This window comes from Streptococcus sp. HMSC065C01 (assembly GCF_001813525.1).
Classification (GTDB): Bacteria; Bacillota; Bacilli; order Lactobacillales; family Streptococcaceae; genus Streptococcus; species Streptococcus parasanguinis_V.
Genome location: NZ_KV812858.1, coordinates 145,550 through 162,285, shown reverse-complemented (window position 1 = coordinate 162,285; position 16,736 = coordinate 145,550). Strand labels below are relative to the sequence as shown.

Annotated in this window: 16 protein-coding genes; 2 read left to right on the top strand and 14 right to left on the bottom strand. The window is 39.3% G+C overall.

Translation table 11 applies throughout. From position 1 onward, the window contains the following. Positions 1–11 precede the first annotated feature (11 nt). From HMPREF2918_RS08420 to HMPREF2918_RS08365, 12 genes are all read right to left on the bottom strand, one after another. Entirely contained in the window at positions 12–1,214 is a 1,203-nt protein-coding gene (locus HMPREF2918_RS08420) for an ABC transporter ATP-binding protein (protein ID WP_049490926.1), read from the bottom strand. Further along, positions 1,214–2,020, bottom strand: a complete 807-nt coding sequence (locus tag HMPREF2918_RS08415) for an ABC transporter permease (protein ID WP_003003247.1) — start codon at positions 2,018–2,020, stop codon at positions 1,214–1,216. The genes HMPREF2918_RS08420 and HMPREF2918_RS08415 overlap by 1 nt, the downstream gene beginning before the upstream one ends. Beyond that, the gene (locus HMPREF2918_RS08410) at positions 2,020–2,961 is read right to left on the bottom strand and encodes a glycosyltransferase family 2 protein (protein WP_049490925.1); all 942 of its coding nucleotides are present in this window, start codon (positions 2,959–2,961) and stop codon (positions 2,020–2,022) included. The genes HMPREF2918_RS08415 and HMPREF2918_RS08410 overlap by 1 nt, the downstream gene beginning before the upstream one ends. Next, positions 2,958–4,106: a beta 1-4 rhamnosyltransferase Cps2T gene (cps2T, locus tag HMPREF2918_RS08405; protein WP_049490924.1), complete on the bottom strand. Its 1,149-nt coding sequence runs from the start codon at positions 4,104–4,106 to the stop codon at positions 2,958–2,960. The genes HMPREF2918_RS08410 and cps2T overlap by 4 nt, the downstream gene beginning before the upstream one ends. 107 nt (positions 4,107–4,213) lie before the next feature. Next, positions 4,214–5,065, bottom strand: coding sequence for a dTDP-4-dehydrorhamnose reductase (rfbD, locus tag HMPREF2918_RS08400; protein ID WP_049490923.1), 852 nt, complete (start codon positions 5,063–5,065; stop codon positions 4,214–4,216). A 65-nt stretch (positions 5,066–5,130) separates the two neighbouring features. After that, positions 5,131–7,014, bottom strand: a complete 1,884-nt coding sequence (locus HMPREF2918_RS08395) for a hypothetical protein (RefSeq protein ID WP_141751596.1) — start codon at positions 7,012–7,014, stop codon at positions 5,131–5,133. A gap of 14 nt (positions 7,015–7,028) precedes the next feature. After that, positions 7,029–7,958 (bottom strand): glycosyltransferase family 2 protein, encoded by a 930-nt coding sequence (locus HMPREF2918_RS08390; protein ID WP_049490921.1) that lies wholly within the window; start codon positions 7,956–7,958, stop codon positions 7,029–7,031. An 82-nt stretch (positions 7,959–8,040) separates the two neighbouring features. After that, positions 8,041–9,519, bottom strand: a complete 1,479-nt coding sequence (locus HMPREF2918_RS08385) for a DUF2142 domain-containing protein (RefSeq protein ID WP_049490920.1) — start codon at positions 9,517–9,519, stop codon at positions 8,041–8,043. Between the two features lie 9 nt (positions 9,520–9,528). Beyond that, positions 9,529–10,305 carry a glycosyltransferase family 2 protein gene (locus HMPREF2918_RS08380; RefSeq protein ID WP_141751597.1) on the bottom strand — a complete coding sequence of 259 codons (777 nt, stop codon included), beginning with the start codon at positions 10,303–10,305 and terminating at the stop codon, positions 9,529–9,531. After that, the gene (locus HMPREF2918_RS08375; protein WP_049490918.1) at positions 10,301–11,584 is read right to left on the bottom strand and encodes a lipopolysaccharide biosynthesis protein; all 1,284 of its coding nucleotides are present in this window, start codon (positions 11,582–11,584) and stop codon (positions 10,301–10,303) included. The genes HMPREF2918_RS08380 and HMPREF2918_RS08375 overlap by 5 nt, the downstream gene beginning before the upstream one ends. Beyond that, positions 11,574–11,903, bottom strand: a complete 330-nt coding sequence (locus HMPREF2918_RS08370; RefSeq protein ID WP_049490917.1) for a DUF2304 domain-containing protein — start codon at positions 11,901–11,903, stop codon at positions 11,574–11,576. The genes HMPREF2918_RS08375 and HMPREF2918_RS08370 overlap by 11 nt, the downstream gene beginning before the upstream one ends. Before the next feature lies 1 nt (position 11,904). Then, entirely contained in the window at positions 11,905–12,615 is a 711-nt protein-coding gene (locus HMPREF2918_RS08365; RefSeq protein ID WP_049490916.1) for a glycosyltransferase family 2 protein, read from the bottom strand. Between the two features lie 127 nt (positions 12,616–12,742). On the opposite strand from HMPREF2918_RS08365, the gene HMPREF2918_RS08360 reads away from it, so the two are divergent. Together HMPREF2918_RS08360 and HMPREF2918_RS08355 are read left to right on the top strand one after the other, a co-directional pair. After that, on the top strand, positions 12,743–13,723 hold the full coding sequence (locus HMPREF2918_RS08360) for a Gfo/Idh/MocA family protein (protein ID WP_049490915.1): 981 nt from the start codon (positions 12,743–12,745) through the stop codon (positions 13,721–13,723). Continuing rightward, positions 13,720–14,805 (top strand): DEAD/DEAH box helicase, encoded by a 1,086-nt coding sequence (locus tag HMPREF2918_RS08355; RefSeq protein WP_049490914.1) that lies wholly within the window; start codon positions 13,720–13,722, stop codon positions 14,803–14,805. Before HMPREF2918_RS08360 ends, HMPREF2918_RS08355 begins: the two co-directional genes overlap by 4 nt. A 42-nt stretch (positions 14,806–14,847) precedes the next feature. Here the strand turns inward: HMPREF2918_RS08355 and HMPREF2918_RS08350 are convergent, their stop codons facing one another. After that, positions 14,848–16,230, bottom strand: a complete 1,383-nt coding sequence (locus HMPREF2918_RS08350; RefSeq protein ID WP_049490913.1) for a polysaccharide deacetylase family protein — start codon at positions 16,228–16,230, stop codon at positions 14,848–14,850. 110 nt (positions 16,231–16,340) lie between these two features. Next, positions 16,341–16,721: a lactoylglutathione lyase gene (locus tag HMPREF2918_RS08345; RefSeq protein ID WP_003006623.1), complete on the bottom strand. Its 381-nt coding sequence runs from the start codon at positions 16,719–16,721 to the stop codon at positions 16,341–16,343. Between the last annotated feature and the right edge of the window lie 15 nt (positions 16,722–16,736).

The following is a 16,736-nucleotide window of genomic DNA, read 5'->3' as shown; positions in this document are numbered from 1 at the left end:
CACCAAAGAAATTATTCCCACTTACCTTGACGGATCAACAAACCAGTCGAAGAATCCAACTCCGAACGATTTGTTCGATCGACTACCCGATCTATTGAAAAGACTGGAGGGTTCGTTGTTGACAATATTGCTAAGTTTTCTTGATTTTCATCTCTTAAAAATGCTACTAGTCTTAACTTCACATGATTAAAGTACGGCAACTTACATTTATAAGTAATTTTTTTAGCACCGATACCGGATAATGGAATATCCATGGAATTATCGTTGTACAGTCCATTTCCAGTAGAAATATCAACAAATGAAAAGGCTATGTGAGGATTAACAGACTCATCTAATAGATTAAATGAAAACTCAATCACCACCTCATCATCAGGAGTTACTTTCTTAGGAGAAAGCAATCTAGCTGTAAAATCTTCAACTTCTGTTGTGACCAAGCCCTCATCTTCATCTCCATGATAATGTGAATTCGATTCCAAGTTGTCAAAACTATATTGATCAGAAACGTCAAAAGGATCACCAATGGCCTTCACCAAACCATTCTCAATCAAAACAGCCTTGTTACAATATTTCTTGACGGCTCCCATATCATGGGTAACGAGAATCGTGGTTTTCCCTGATTTCTTTCGTTCTTGGAAGTAATCGTTACACTTGCGTTGGAAGGCTTCATCTCCTACTGCGAGGACCTCGTCCAAAATCAAGATATCCCCTTGGGCCTTAATGGCAACCGAAAAGGCTAGACGAACCTGCATCCCTGATGAGTAGTTCTTGAGCTTTTGGTTCATGAATTCATGCAACTCAGCAAAGTCTACGATATCATCATACATGGCATCAATTTCAGCTGTCGAGAAGCCCAGCATAGCCCCGTTCATATAGACATTTTCTCGACCAGTCAGCTCTGGGTTAAAGCCCACTCCAAGCTCAATAAAGGACACCAGTTTCCCATCTATAGTGACGGTTCCTTTTTCTGGCACATAGATTTCAGAAATGATTTTTAAAAGAGTCGATTTTCCAGAACCATTTCTTCCGAGGATCCCGAAAAAGTCTCCTTTTTCTACTTCAAAAGAAATATCCTTAAGAACATGTTGTTCTTTGTATCCTTTGATTCCTTTGAAGCGATTGACCAGGGCAGTTCGAAGGCTATTGGTTGCCTCTGTTGGCAACTTAAAGTACTTGCTGACATGGTCTACTTTTACTGCAATTTGTTTATCTGTCATTAGAGAATCTCCGCAAATTTCTTAGCATGTTTGTTAAAGTAAGCAAAGCCAGCAACAAAAATAAGAATTGGCAAGACATAAGGAATCAGAACCAAGAACTTATTTTCCACCAAAAGCCAGACAGGGGTGTTGGCCTTATCAATCAAGAAATAACGCATGTCTTGAATAATTTGAGCCAAAGGATTCATCATGACCAACTTAGCAGCCCATGGATTGCGGTCTGCAATAAAGGTAATCGGATAGATAATTGGCGTCGCATATAGGCCTGCTTGCAGGAGTACTTCCCATACTTGACCTAAGTCACGGAAACGAACAAAAAATGTCGCTAAGATCAGTGCGCATCCTGTCGCCATCAAGAATAACTCAAAGAACAACGGAATGACCATCAAAGCTGTCCAAGAGAATGTCACCCCATTGAAGAATGAAAAAATCAAGACCACTACAAGGTTAATAACAAAGTTGATGGCTGCTCCTGAAATCGCAGACAAGACAATGATGTGTTTGGAGAAGTTCAATTTTCGCAACAAGTCGCCTCGACTAACAATCGACACCATCCCCATAGATGTTGCTTCTGAGAAGAAGCCCCAGATTACATTGGCCAACAAGAGGGCAACTGGGAAATGGGGCACATCTCCACCCAAGCGTAAGAATCGGATGAAGACAATATACATGATCGTAAAAGTCATCAGGGGCTTTAAAATCGACCAAAGATAACCGATTGCTGATCCCTGGTAGCGTAATTTAAAGTCTGTTTTGATTAACTCTCGTAATAAAATTCGATTTTTCTGACTAAAAACGTCAAACATTATTTTTTACCTCGATATGCAAACTTTGTCAGAATCAAGCTGGTAAACACAAAGGTGTGAAAGGCTCGGTTCTTCCGGTAACCATACTGACGAATCCGTCTCAGACGTTCTTTTAGTGGAACATCCATAATGGTGACAAAGTTTTCAATAATTTCTTTAGTTTGGGAACTGACAGGCAGATCCAATAGATTTTTTGCTTGTTCTTGACTAGACTCTATGAGATTCCAATACTTGGCAAACAGCACATGGGGTCGGATCCAATTTTTAACCCGTTTTCTGAGGGTTCGAGCACCCAGAACATTGCTACTGTGCTGACGGTACAATTCTGTTGGTTGATCGATATAGATGAGCTTCCCAAAGGCAGTTGCCAACAAGGCCAAATACCAATCATGCATAAGGAGCGCATGTTTTTCTTGACCTGTCCATAACTCCGCCAGAGCGTGGTTAATCATGGCAACTCCGCCAGTTACCGTATTTTCCGTCAACTCTTGAATCAGTTCGGTATTGGCATGATCAGACTGGGTGCGAATCATACTCTCATGCTGCACATTCAAGTTTTCATCGACCACTTTTAAATCTGTGTAGACCAGCAAAGGCACTTCTTGAGGATGCTTCTCGGCTTCTGCTACTTGAAGAGCAATCTTTTCAGGAAGCCAGACATCATCTTGGTCACTGAAGCAATAAAGATCAGCTTTTTCATATTTCAGAAGCGCATGGAAGCTCTTGATAACACCGAGATTTTCGATAGTTCCTTGGTTGATAAAGCGAATGCGCTCATCCTGGGCCACCAACTCTTGAATGATCTCCACCGTACCATCTGTCGATCCATCATCTCGGATCAAGAGTTGCCAGTCTTGATAGGTCTGGTCTTGGATACTTTTGACCTGCTCTTTTAGATACTGTTCACCATTATAGGTGGACAACAAGATATTTACTTTCATAATAAGAATAATTCCTCGTACTCACCTACAATTTTTTCCCAGGTAAAGTTTTGCTTCATATTAGCCTTGGCACGTTGCCCCCATTCAGATACATCTTCTAAGGGATCGACCTGGTTAATTAAATGTGCCAAATTCCCAGTTTCTTTAGTCCAATAGTGAGCCGTATCCTTTGCAACCGTTTGGTTAAAGGAGACTCCTAAAACTAAATTCAGATCCGTATGAGCGAGAGCCTCTAGGAGCCCAGGATTAGTTCCGCCCACTTCATGACCATGGATATAGGCAAAGGCTTCTTTACGGATATACTTCAACAGGTCTTGATCATAGACCGTTCCTACAAACTTAACACGAGGATCCTGATCAAATCCAGTTCGAGCTCGGAGCTCCTCAAAATAAGGATTGCCTTCCTGGTTACAAATGATCACCAAATCCCGTTTGGTGGAAGAGGCCATAAATTCACGAATGGCGGTCTCATAATTATTTTCTGGAACAAAGCGGCCCAAAATTAGGTAATAGTTTTTCTCCTGAGTCTGCCACTTGTGATAGAATTCTCGGACCTTATTATCCTGACTGCTTAGGCTGGTCGGAGATAGGTCCGTTCCGTAGGCAATATAGGTCGTCTTAGACCACGGGTAAGCTTTCTTAATATAGGACTCAATACCTGGGTTGTCTGAAATTACCAGGTCAGCATGGCGCGTCATGATCTTTTCAGAATACTTGAGATAGGCTTGGATCGGCTTGGCCCACTTGGCCCGCTTCCACTCCAGTCCATCTGGGTTGATATAGAATCGGCCACCCATTTTATGGATCTTACGCGCAAAGGGTGCCACAAAGGCTCCGATTGTATTGCCCAAGACGTAAAAAATTGGCTGTTCAATTCCTTGTTTCTTAATAAGCTTCAAGGCATAGTTGATGGCCATCATATCGTAGGCGATGACACGCGCAGGCCCAAGCTTAGGGGCTTTAATCGTAAAACAATCCACACCCTTGTAGTCAAAATGTTGATAAGCTTGATCATTAGAAAGGCAAGCAACATGGTACTGGATATCTGAAGACACTTGATGCGAAACCAATTGGTCCACAAAAGTCTCAAAACCGCCATATTGAGCCGGAAGCCCACGACTTCCGATAATAAAAACATGTTGCATAGAGTTCCCTTTCAAATCATTCACAGTCTATTCAATTATACCATTTTCTAGGCTTTTTGCCTAATCCAAACAGAAAAGCGACCCTTGAGGGCCGCTTCTATTTGTTCTTATTTCACTTCTTGTTTATAAAATTCTTTCAAAGCATCTTTCCAAGTTGGAATAACGAATCCTGTAGCCTTAGCCTTAGCCAAGCTCATCGTTGAGTTCAGTGGGCGTTTTGCCTTAGCTGGGAATTGGCTAGAATCCACTGGTTTCACTTCAACATCCGTATCTTTGAGGATTTCAACTGCAAAGTCATACCAAGTTGTATCTTCTTTCGCATCGTTAGACAAGTGGTAATAACCATACTCCTTACGGTTTTCAGCCAAATAAGTCATGAACTCTGCAAGAGTACGTGTCCAGGTTGGACGACCATGTTGGTCATTAACGACTGTAAGTGTTTTGTGAGTCTTCGCAAGGTTTTGCATGGTGAAGACAAAGTTCTTACCGTAGTTCCCAAATACCCAAGCTGTACGGATGATATAGAAGTTGGATACATGCTTCTCAACCAATTCTTCCCCCATACGTTTGGTACGACCGTACTCTGTTTGAGGATCTGGTTGATCGTCTACTTCCCATTCTTGTCCCACTGGTTTTTTCCCATCAAAAACGTAGTCGGTTGAGATATAAACTAAGGTTGCACCATGTTTTTCAGACGCTTTTGCTACATTTCCCGTACCAGTCACGTTGATCGCATAGTCCAACTCTTTACCTTCATCTTCAGCAGCATCAACAGCTGTGTAGGCAGCACAGTGGTAGACTAGGGTTGGTTTCACTTCTGCGAATACCTCGTCTACTTTTTCTGCATTTGTGATATCCATTTCAGCCACATCAACAGCTACATATTCTTCATTTCGTTCATCCAACAAATGGCGAAGTTCTGTTCCAAGTTGCCCATTTGCTCCTGTAATTAAAATCATGTTAAATTCCTTTCAAATGCTTTTTCCCTATCATTATAGCAAAAAAAGCAGAAGTTTTCTGCTTTTTAAGATGGGAATTGCTCCTTATTTTTTGAATACTTCTGCTTAAAAATAAAGAATACCAGTATCCAAGAGATCCACTCTATCATGAAACCAAGATACTGTATAAATGTCTTGTGATAAGAAATTTTGACATGTCCAGAATTTCGAATAGATAAATAAATTTTACCATCATTTAAAACTTTTTCTGAGACAGTTGGTTTCCGATCTTTTTTATTTTCTTTTAATTCTGATTCGGTAAAAGCACGATGTTTCAACACAGGTTGAGAACCTTCTGCTCCCTTAGAATATTCTGCGCGATATCCTTTGTACCATATCATTGGTATAGAAATAGTTGTTTCTTTTTTATCATCAGGAACCTCTATATCGAATTCTAAAAGATTGTATCTCTTTTTAATAGTTGATATTTTTACATCCTTAGCTGTTTGAAATTCTGTAAATTGTGGTAAGCGTATATCTTGGTTATTGATATCAAGATTATAATATTCATCACCTACAGGATCAATATATTTTGATTTGTCCCCTCTATATACTGATTTCAGTAATTTTTCATTCTTTTTATTATCATCCCGCATCTGTTTATAGTTTTTTGAGGATGTATCAAATTGAGGGACAACATGATTGAAATAGAAAGTTAAACTCAAGATGCATAAGACAATAGAGAAAAATCCATTTCTATTTGTAACAGCAAGAAAGAATAGGAACAAGAGGGGAATGAAAAACAATAGGCGCCCTGAATACTGCATACTCCCTAAAAAAGTGTATTTCAATACGGAATTCCAAGGCAGCAGACTCGTTGCAGAAAAATATAAGATCCAACAAGTCCAAAATATGGTTTTACTTAAACTCCCTAGACGGCGATAGAATAAGATTACCATCATACTCGCATAGAATAGACCATCTCGTACAAATTGATGGATCGGCCACTCTAATGGTGTGAAAGGTTTATAAAAACCATATCGATCTGCTTGAAATGGAAAAGGAACCAAAAAAGTATCTTTCACATTGACAGGAAAATTTCTCGCTGTCCATGTGAAGAAAAATTTTTGTGATGAAACCTGTTCCAGATATTGAAAAATGTACCCTGCTGATAAACATAAGGCAAACAAGATAGAAAATACAAAAGAGATAATCTTTTCAAGTGTGATCCTTTTATAATTTAAACATAAAAATACCGCAGAAAAAATTGCTAATATGATCGTTGATAAAATATGGGTTTGAATTAAAAGCGCTACTACAATCCCTAAATAGAGAGGGTTCTTTTTGTTTAAGTAGAGCACTCGATAAATAGAATAAATAAGAATTGGGACAAGTGGTACTACCATGGTCATTCCAAAACCAAATAAGGTGTAATAACAAGGAATGGTCAAGGCCACTACTATACCAGTCGCCTTATTTTTTACTATTTTTGAAACAACAATATAACTTGTTAGGCTTGTACCAAGAGTGATCAAAAATGCAAATATAGAATAAGCAAGATTTCCATCGTTGGTCATCATATAAATAATGGCTGACGGATAAAACTGCCAATTTCCATAAAACATAGGGGAAGCATATCCCGTACCGAATGCAAATAAAAAATTCAGATTGGGGAGTAAATCCCAATGCTCAATGGACTCTGCTAAGCCGACAATGCGGGATAAATGGAAGACATAGTCATATGAGCGACTTTGAAAATTGATCAGATTGAAGGATACAATTGTAAAAATGAGCGCATAGGAAGTTAGTAATAGGTAGACCAACTTATTGCTGATTTGGTTGAAAACATCTATAAGCCGGTCAATATAACTGCGGATCCCTTTTACCATATCCAACTGATTGATCTTATCGAGGAGCCGATCCACTCCCTCGTAAAATCTGTCTATCTTTTGCTTAGCAGCAAGACTCATACTTAGGATATTCTTCATTCTTCACTTTTCTCTTTGATAACATAGATTGGACGTTTCTTGGTTTCCATGAAGATCTTACCAATATATTTCCCTAAAATCCCGATGGTCAATAATTGGAACCCTCCCAGGAAAAGAATCACTGTCATAAGAGATGGCCAACCTGAAGTAGGATCCCCAAAGACCAAGGTGCGGATTACAATCAAAATCATCATGATAAAGGCCAAAATCCAAGATAACAGTCCACCAATAAAGGCAATGTTTAATGGGGCATCCGAGAAATTGACAATCCCTTCAATCGAGTACTTAAAGAGAGACCAAAAATTCCAAGACGTCTCTCCTGCCACACGCTCTACATTTTTATATTCGAGGTATTCTGTCTCAAATCCTACCCAAGCAAAAATTCCTTTTGAGAAACGATTGTACTCCGATAATTCCATGATAGCATCAACCATAGGACGGCGCATCAAACGGAAATCACGCGCCCCGTCCACCATTTCCACTTGGCTAATATGATTGATCAATTTATAAAACATCCGCGCAAAGAAAGAGCGGATCGGCGGTTCCCCATCACGGGTTACACGTCTCGTTCCGACACAGTCTAAATCCGGCTGTTCCTCCAACTTCTGCTTCATTTCGATCAATAACTCTGGTGGGTCCTGCAAATCTACATCCATGACCGTCACATATTGACCACTAGCACGCTCAAGTCCAGCATATAGTGCGGCCTCTTTTCCGAAATTTCGAGAAAAAGAAAGGTAGTGCACATTTGAATCTGTAACATGTAGCTTTCGAAGAATGGATAGCGTACCATCTGAAGAGCCATCATTTATAAAAATATATTCAAACTTTTCTCCCATTTTCATCCGAACACGTTCCATCTCTCGATAAAACAATGGAATTGATTCTTCTTCGTTAAAACATGGGACTACAACTGATATGGTCATCTCTTACTCCTTGAATTTTTCACTTTCTATTGTAACAAAAAACTAGGGTTTCCCCTAGTAATAACTTATTTTAGCCTTTAAATTAAACTGCAGCATATAAAACAGAGATGGTTTGTAGTAATGTTAGAGATAAAATAATGAGACTGCTTTGTACTACAAAATGATCAGAGAACTTTTGTTCATCTGGAACTCTTTGCTTAAATAAACTACAAATAACTGGTAGACAAAGAGCAACAACACCCAAATAATATCGGCCTTGAACTCCTAAAACTTCAAAATTTCCAACTGGTGTCCAGGTCAGATACAAGGTCAAAGAAATTAAACCAACAATTGCAAGAGAAACCAAACTTGCTCCTACTACTGATACTTTAGGAAGTTTGATTTTCCCAATATTTGAAAAAGTAATCAAAGTATAAAGAGCATAAATTGGAATAAGGACTTCTGACATCGATAAATCTAACCAACCAAAGGTGTAGAGTTGATTCAAATGACTGACTGATAATAGCATCTCCTTCAAAATCACTGGAAGATACCAATGAGGTTTCGAAATGATACTAATCACCTGAGACTTCACATCCGCTCCATCTAGTTTAAAGTTCTCAATTCGAACTTGCTGGGTAAGAACATACCAAAAAATCGTAAATAGAAAGACTGCAGCAATCAAAGCAAGAGAAATGAGATAGTAGTTTTTACATTGCGTTTTCTTTTTCGGTATAAATAGCAATAATCCCACAAGCAAGACATAAGGAAGCTTCATTGTTACAAGGATCACGCAAAGGAAAGCATAAAGCAATAAATCCTTAATTTTAACTACTTTTTCATCATCCGTTACATCCTTCAAAAACAATCCAATAATAATGTAGGTTAAACCTAAGGCTACACTATCTTGATTATAAGAAGCAGCTAGAACCAGATTCATTGGAAACATCGCTACCATTGTCATCAACTGCTTCGCTTTCCCACTATATTTAATAGCAATGAGAGCTAAAATACAGTAAGCAATGACATTGAAAATTCGACCAAGATAATAGGAGACTCCTACACTCAAGTTCAAAAATTTTCCAATCCCAAATCCAAGAGCCTGAGGGATATAACCAATAAACCAATATGAGTTGGTTGCCCTGTAATCTGTTTCTTTCCCAAACTTCACTTGTTTGCTCGTCTGCCCTTCTTCAAACAAAGAAGATTTGGTAAATGGTTTTTTAAAATTTTTATAAACATCAAAGTAATCTTCCGTAATATGGATGTTTTTATTGCCCATATTGACGTTGCCTTCCACAATATGAATCGTTCTTGAAAGGTGAACTTGTTCATCTGGCGTATTCAAAACGGGTGTAATAAAAGCAAAGGACAGACCACCAATGAGCATCGCAAGGAAGGTCCCAACATTCTTCTTCGGTAAAAGAAAAATGAAAAAAGCCAATACAACAAATAACGCTACACCGATTTTAGGAAAATCTACTAAGCGCTTTGTATAAATCACTGTAATACAAAAGGCCAAAACTGCGAAAGCTACTAAATACTTTTTATTTCGCTCATAACTATCAACAAAATATCTCATCAGTTTCTCCTACTTATTCGAATTTTGACTCTTCACATATTGTCTCATCAACAACTTGGCCATCCATTTAGGCCAAAAGAGTTCATACATGTATAGATCTTCTTTGCTACGCGTATTGTCTGCAATCGTTTTTGATGTTTCAGACTCTCCATGAATACGGTGGCACATGAGCTTGTCAGATACATAAGCAAAACGACCTTTATACTCGCTGATCTTATACCATGCATACCAATCCAAACTCACTCTCATTCCTTCATCAAAATAGAAATTCTTCAAATTTTCACGATTATAGGTGACAGCTGGACAACAAATCGGATTTCCAAAAGCCATCACACGGTTTCGCCAAAAGTGACTAGCAGGAAAAAGATTCATAGTTTTTAACATCAAGGTTTTGATCTTCAGATTTGTATTCGCAGGAATTTTATGGCCATCTTTTTCTTCAAAATAATCAGAATACCCAATCAACACATCTGGATGTTTCTCCATCTTATCCAAAACTTTCTCAGCATAGTCTGGCTCATAATAATCATCCTGATGGGCGATGGTAGCATACTTCGTCTCTACAAAAGACATAGCATTGTTCCAATCCTTACCAATCCCACCACCTTGCTTGGTGTAAAACGGAATAGCATAACGCTGACAAAGTTCTTTGATCGAATCCAGTGGTGTTGAACTGTAACAGATAATCTGTGATTGGAGAGTTTGATTCTTCAAGGATTGAATACAAGCTTCCAAGTATTCGCTCTCACCATAAGCACAAATCACCCACGTATGTTGTTGATTAATGAGCATAGTCCTTCCTTTCTATTTTTCTTGCAATAAAATAAGCAAGTAAACTTCCACTAAAATAAACAGACATCACGATGAAAAAGCTTAAAGACGCACCTAGAAGTCCCATTTTTTGTACCAAATCATTATTTGTCAATTTGGAAGCTATAAACATGAATAAATACACAGGCAATAGATACGTTTGTTTTCGAATAACCGTCATGATATCCCCAAAAACAATCCCAATAGAATACAGAATTCCAGAAAAAACAAGGATGGCTAGGGTAGTACTATGCTGGTTTAAAGGTAAACCAAAAACAAGACTTAATATCGGCGTCCCGATCAAATAAGCTAGCACAGTTAATACCAAGCCGACACCCAAAACAATGACAAACATCTTCGCAATGATGGCATCAAATTTTTTCAATTCTTTATTCTTCCATAAGATCGCTAATTGCGTTGTTAAGGGTCTAAGAATTAAAATAAAGAGACTCATAAAAAACACAGGCATAAACAAAATATTAAAGTCCCGTTGTGTCCCTGCAATAAAGTGTCCCAGTCTAATTTCAGAGTCAATCGCGATTCTAGGCTCATTGAAAATATAAGCTAGTAAAAATCCACTAATGAAGAGAGGAATACAATTCTTTAAAATAGTGATCGCATCAAATAGGTCTCTTTTGAGATTTTTTACTGAGAAATCAATTGTTTCAAATTCTTTTGATTTTACATAATCATAACAAAATACAAAGATAAAGTTTAAAACAACTAAGTAAAGCAATGATTGTGTTAATGACTTTGTAATAAGCAAAAATGCCAACAAAAGAATCGTGCTGAAAGAATACCGAATGGTCATTGATTTGCCAGCGATATCTAATCGTTCGTGACGTTGAAACAATCCTTGGAAAAGATCTGAAATTGCCTCACACATACGAAATAGAACGTATAAGCCAATAATCGCAATTTTTGAACTCTCATGTAGATCAATTCCTGAAACAAAAAGGTAAGGAAAAAAGATCGCCATCATGAGTAGGAGAGAGAGACATCTGGCAATACTGTAACTGGTAAAGGAGTGTCTAAAGAGAACATCTGTCCCTTGGTAGCTTCGAACTTGAAACATGCCTACTACTACTAGAATCGCAGCAATCCCATAGGCAAGACTAAAGGAATCTGCTTCCATTGGCGAGGTCATGCGTGTAACGATCAATGTAAATAGTACAGATGATCCAGCAAATGCCAAGTTCCCTAACAGATTCCAAAAATACACCTTCTCCGTTGAAACAGGTTGATTATTCTTCATGCTCTTTTACCTGTAATGCAATTTTCTGAGACAATTGTCGAATTTGAACGGATTGTTTTGAGGTAATCCGAGTCAAAGAGAAGTTTAAATAGACAAGTAAACAGAAGCCTAAGAAAAAGATTAGATTGCTTGGAACTTGAATTCCTAACATTTTTGACAACTGTCCAATCAAATTAGGAAACCAAATGACTGGCAACGAGAGTAAACAAAGAATAAGCCAAGAAATGACATTTCTCATTTCAACGACTTTCTTTGCAACTAGGCGTAGAATATAAACGATAAAAATAATTACAATAAGGGTTAACCAAATATTTAACATGTTATTTCTTATATCCTCCACCAATTCTAGCCAATAGCATTGCCATTGTCACTTTGATCATATAGTAAACAGACTTGCTTAATGTGATGGACGATTCTCCGTGTTCTCGTTCATTCATTAATACAGGCACTTCTGCAACGGAATAGCCTGAGGTTAAGAGGGACACAATCGTCTCTGGTTCTGGATAATCACTTGGATATTGTTTAGCAAATTCTTCAATCACCTTTCGATCAGCCACTCGCAATCCTGAGGTTGGATCTGTTACCTTTTGACCGGTTAAAATCTTAATTAATTTTTCAAAAAATGAAATTCCAATCCGTCGCGCGAAGGAGGATTGGAAACCTTGATTTTCAATGAAACGAGAGCCAATCACCATGTTCACATTCTTCTCTTGAAGGACTTGAAGCATCTTTCTGATAAATTCAGGATTATGCTGACCATCTCCATCCACTTGAACAGCATATTGATAGCCATTTTTAACTGCATATTGATAACCAGTCTGGACAGCACCACCAATTCCTAAATTAATCGGTAAATCGATAACGTTAAAGTTGTTATTGCGACAAATTTCAAGTGTATGATCTGTAGAACAATCATTGATAATGACATAATCAAATTCAGGTGTATGTTCTTCAATCATCTTGATTGTTTTTTCAATATTTCCACTCTCATTATAAGCAGGAATAATGATCAGTAATTCTGAATTTCTCAATCCTATTGTTTTCCCTTCTAAGCATATCACTTCATTATACAATAATCAGTGCATATTTTCTACTTTATACTGTCCCCTCCCCCTTTTCATGGTATAATAGAGTGAATCGATTACGGAAGGACACCTTATGTTAAAGCTGGGAATTATTGGTACGAGTTGGATTTCACATGAATTTATTACAGCTGCTCATCAGACAGGCCACTATCACTTGCATGCTGTGTATTCGAGAAAGATGAAGACAGCTCAAGAGTTTTGTGAGCCTTATGGGGCGGTCTCTTGCTACACGGATTTCATCGACTTCTTAGACAGTGAGCTGGATGTGATTTACATTGCTAGCCCCAATTCTCTTCATTTCGCTCAGGCCAAGCTTGCTATTCTGGCCAAGAAGCATGTCATCATTGAAAAACCGGCTGTGACCAAGCCTTCTGAATGGAAGGAACTGGTCAAGCTCGCTAAGGAGCACCAGGTCTATCTCTTTGAAGCTGCCAGAAATTACCAAGAAGCAGCCTTTCAAGTAGTTAAAGACTTCCTCTCTAATCAGGAAATACTGGGCGCCAACTTCACCTTTGCCAAATATTCTTCCAAATTGCCAGCCCTTCTTGCAGGTGAGATGCCCAATATTTTCTCAGATGTCTATGCAGGTGGAGCTTTGATGGATCTGGGTGTCTACTGCCTCTACTTGGCGATTGGCTTCTTTGGAGAACCGATCTCCAGTCACTACACCGCTCAGCAATTACCCAATTCGGTTGATCTCTATGGTCAAGGTGTCTTGATTTATCCAGAGTTTCAGGTTGCCATTCAGGCAGGGAAAAATATCACCAGCCATCTACCTGCTGAAATCTACACTAAGACCGGAACACTAACTCTCAATGCTGTAGCAGCCATCAACCAGGCCCGCTTCGTCAGCCATTCTGGGGAAGTCATCGACCTTCCGATCCAGCCCTACCCACACCAAATGCAAGAAGAGGCGGAAGCCTTTGCCCTTGCCATCGCTCATCAAAAGCCAGCTGCTTATCTTGAATGGTTACAAACAGCTGAGCAGGTCCATGAAACCCTCTACCAGATGCGTCAAAGCGCTGGAATACAATTTAAGGATGAAAAAGAATGAAAGAACAATTTCCACAAAGCTGGAAAGACCAGTTAGAAACACTCGGATTTGATACATTCACTAAAATTCAGGAACAGATCTTCTCCCCTATCTATGAAGGAGAAAATGTCCTCGGGATCAGTCCTACCGGTACTGGTAAGACACTCGCCTACCTCTTTCCGAGCTTGCTCAAACTCAAACCGAAGAAGGCCCAACAACTCTTGATTTTGGCTCCTAACACAGAGTTAGCAGGACAGATTTTTGATGTTACCAAACAATGGGCAGAGCCTCTCGGTCTCCAGACACAACTCTTCCTTTCAGGATCTAGTCAAAAACGGCAAATCGAACGCCTCAAAAAAGGACCCGAAATCCTGGTTGGGACGCCTGGTCGGATCTTTGAACTGATCAAGCTGAAAAAGATCAAAATGAAGAATGTGGAAACCATCATTTTAGATGAATTCGATCAATTACTGAGCGATTCTCAGTACCACTTCGTCGACAAGATCAGCCACTATGCTCCCCGCGACCACCAACATATCTACATGAGCGCCACAGCTAAGGTCGATCCAGACCAATTAGAGGAAAATACTCTTCGCATTACGGTTGATGGAGTTTCTTTGGACAATATCCAACATTTTTATATGCAAGTGGATAAGCGGGACAAGGTCGAATTGCTCCGCAAACTCGCCTACGTCGAAGATTTTCGTGGTCTGGCTTTTTTCAATAGCCTGTCTGATCTGGGTAGTGCTGAAGAAAAACTACAATACCGTGGTGTTGGGGCCGTATCGCTCGCAAGCGATGTCAATGTCAAATACCGCAAGGTCATCCTGGAACGCTTTAAAGACCATCAACTAACTCTCTTACTGGCCACCGATTTGGTCGCTCGTGGAATCGATATTGAACATCTTGAATGTGTGATTAACTACGATATCCCCCGTGACATAGAGACCTATACCCACCGTGTCGGTCGAACAGGTCGAATGGGGCGTGATGGCTATGTGATCACCTTTATCACCCACCCAGAAGAACTCAAATCCTTGAAAAAATACGCTTCTGTCCGTGAACTTGTTTTAAAAAATTCCGAACTATTTTTAAATGAATAAGAAAATCCTCTGCTAGTGAAAGAACTGCAGAGGATTTTTACGTTAATTTCCATTGTAATAGATGCGATGACTTTCAAGTTGGTAATCCAACAACTCATCCACCGTTACAAAGGTATAGCCTTGTGATTTGAGGTAGTCAAGGACGGTCGGTAGAGCGTCAATCGTGGTTTGATGGATATCATGCATGAGGATAATCGAACCCGGTTTGACTTCTTTTTTCACTTCATTGAGAATGGCCGTCGTATTATGTGTCTTCCAATCTAGACTATCCACATCCCACATGATGAAGGATTGGTCGACACCGTATTGGATGGCGTTATTGATGGCTCCATATGGAGGACGGGTAATCTTGGTTTGGACGCCTGTCGCTTTTTGAATTGCTTCTTGGGTATCCAAAATCTCTTTTTTAGCATTATCCAAGCTCAATTTTGGTAATTGAGGGTGATCCCAGGTATGGTTCCCGATTTGATGACCTTCTTTGCGGACTTGTTTAGCAATATCCGGATTCGCACTGACATTTTTTCCGACCATAAAGAAGGTAGCTTTGGCATTGTATTTCTTTAAGATAGCCAGCGCCTGAGGAGTCGTGGTTGGATCTGGTCCATCATCAAAGGTCAGAGCAATCATCTTACGGTGGCGTTCTTCTATATAGGATTCGTAAGAAGCTAGATCATCAGGAAGCAAGCGCTCTGTATCAATCACGTCATAGAATTTAGACAAAGGAACAGTGAAGGTATCATCTCCCTTAACCTTAGTTGGAAATGGAATGGTGAAATTTCCTTTTTCATATTGGAATTCCCATTGGCTCAAATCCAACTCTGAGAAGTGGGCAACCATTTGATCAATGCTTTCCTCGTCTAGCTGACGAAAGGCTAGATTTCCCCGTAATTCCTCCAAAAAGATCTGCTTGGCTCCATCTGGATCCGCAAAAACTTGGCTCAGGGTTAGAGGATTGTTCTCATCATCCAAGTAAAAGAGGGGCAACTTCACCGTCTCATCTTTGATGAATTTCCCTTTTTTGTACTGGTATTCAGCCCGTTTGATTTGGATAGGGTGATAACCAACAAAAGGCGCTTCTGCTTCTTCACTATGGTAGAAGGTCAAATGCTTTGGTTCTTTGGTTTTTTCATCGGATCCTAGACGCTGAAGGTCTTCTTGGATCTTCTCTTTAATAATCTCAACAGGCTGTCCATCCTTAGTAGGATAATAAGCCGTCACATAAGAAGTTCCTAAAATCCCTTCCTGAACTTGAACATCTTTCCCTTTTTCAGAGCTTTTCTCAAGTTGGGTAACCTTAGCAAACTGATCCTGATAGGCTTTTTGTTCACGAACCCTTTGAATCTTTTGATAGCCGATATACAAAAGACTCAATAAAAGGAGATTTGTAATGATTAATAAAATAGTTTTCGTGTGTTTGAATCTCATAACTTTATTATAGCAAATTTCTCTCGAAAAAACATTCCTTTTTTGTAAATGGTTTCATAAAAAAGAGGGCGACTGTCGTAGCCGACAGCGGCCCTTATTGTTAATCCCTCTTATTTTTCGCGAATGACTTCTACTTTATACCCATCCGGATCTACAACGAAATAGTAATTCGGTTGCGTCCCTGGAAGACCTTTTGGTTCTGTCACTTCATAGCCTTTAGCCTTGTGTTCCGCATTCAAACCTTCTAGATCAGGAGTACTCAAGGCAACGTGAGCATAGCCATCTCCGATGACATATGGACCATGATCATAATTGTAAGTCAATTCCAGCTCATAGTCATCTCCAGGCAAGGCCAAATAAACAATCGTGAACTTGTAGTCTGGAAAATCTTTCCGACGTTTTTCTTCAAAACCAAAAGCATCTTGGTAAAAAGCGATTGACTTTTCTAAGTTTTCCACACGAAGGCAAGTGTGCAACATTTTTGAACTCATAGGTTTTCCTCTTTT

What these genes read in the sequence shown, in the direction of transcription:
- HMPREF2918_RS08420 (WP_049490926.1), bottom strand. Translation starts at nt 1,214, where the DNA reads ATGACAGATAAACAAATTGCAGTAAAAGTAGACCATGTCAGCAAGTAC.
- HMPREF2918_RS08415 (WP_003003247.1), bottom strand. Translation starts at nt 2,020, where the DNA reads ATGTTTGACGTTTTTAGTCAGAAAAATCGAATTTTATTACGAGAGTTA.
- HMPREF2918_RS08410 (WP_049490925.1), bottom strand. Translation starts at nt 2,961, where the DNA reads ATGAAAGTAAATATCTTGTTGTCCACCTATAATGGTGAACAGTATCTA.
- cps2T (WP_049490924.1), bottom strand. Translation starts at nt 4,106, where the DNA reads ATGCAACATGTTTTTATTATCGGAAGTCGTGGGCTTCCGGCTCAATAT.
- rfbD (WP_049490923.1), bottom strand. Translation starts at nt 5,065, where the DNA reads ATGATTTTAATTACAGGAGCAAATGGGCAACTTGGAACAGAACTTCGC.
- HMPREF2918_RS08395 (WP_141751596.1), bottom strand. Translation starts at nt 7,014, where the DNA reads ATGAGTCTTGCTGCTAAGCAAAAGATAGACAGATTTTACGAGGGAGTG.
- HMPREF2918_RS08390 (WP_049490921.1), bottom strand. Translation starts at nt 7,958, where the DNA reads ATGACCATATCAGTTGTAGTCCCATGTTTTAACGAAGAAGAATCAATT.
- HMPREF2918_RS08385 (WP_049490920.1), bottom strand. Translation starts at nt 9,519, where the DNA reads ATGAGATATTTTGTTGATAGTTATGAGCGAAATAAAAAGTATTTAGTA.
- HMPREF2918_RS08375 (WP_049490918.1), bottom strand. Translation starts at nt 11,584, where the DNA reads ATGAAGAATAATCAACCTGTTTCAACGGAGAAGGTGTATTTTTGGAAT.
- HMPREF2918_RS08370 (WP_049490917.1), bottom strand. Translation starts at nt 11,903, where the DNA reads ATGTTAAATATTTGGTTAACCCTTATTGTAATTATTTTTATCGTTTAT.
- HMPREF2918_RS08360 (WP_049490915.1), top strand. Translation starts at nt 12,743, where the DNA reads ATGTTAAAGCTGGGAATTATTGGTACGAGTTGGATTTCACATGAATTT.
- HMPREF2918_RS08355 (WP_049490914.1), top strand. Translation starts at nt 13,720, where the DNA reads ATGAAAGAACAATTTCCACAAAGCTGGAAAGACCAGTTAGAAACACTC.
- HMPREF2918_RS08350 (WP_049490913.1), bottom strand. Translation starts at nt 16,230, where the DNA reads ATGAGATTCAAACACACGAAAACTATTTTATTAATCATTACAAATCTC.
- HMPREF2918_RS08345 (WP_003006623.1), bottom strand. Translation starts at nt 16,721, where the DNA reads ATGAGTTCAAAAATGTTGCACACTTGCCTTCGTGTGGAAAACTTAGAA.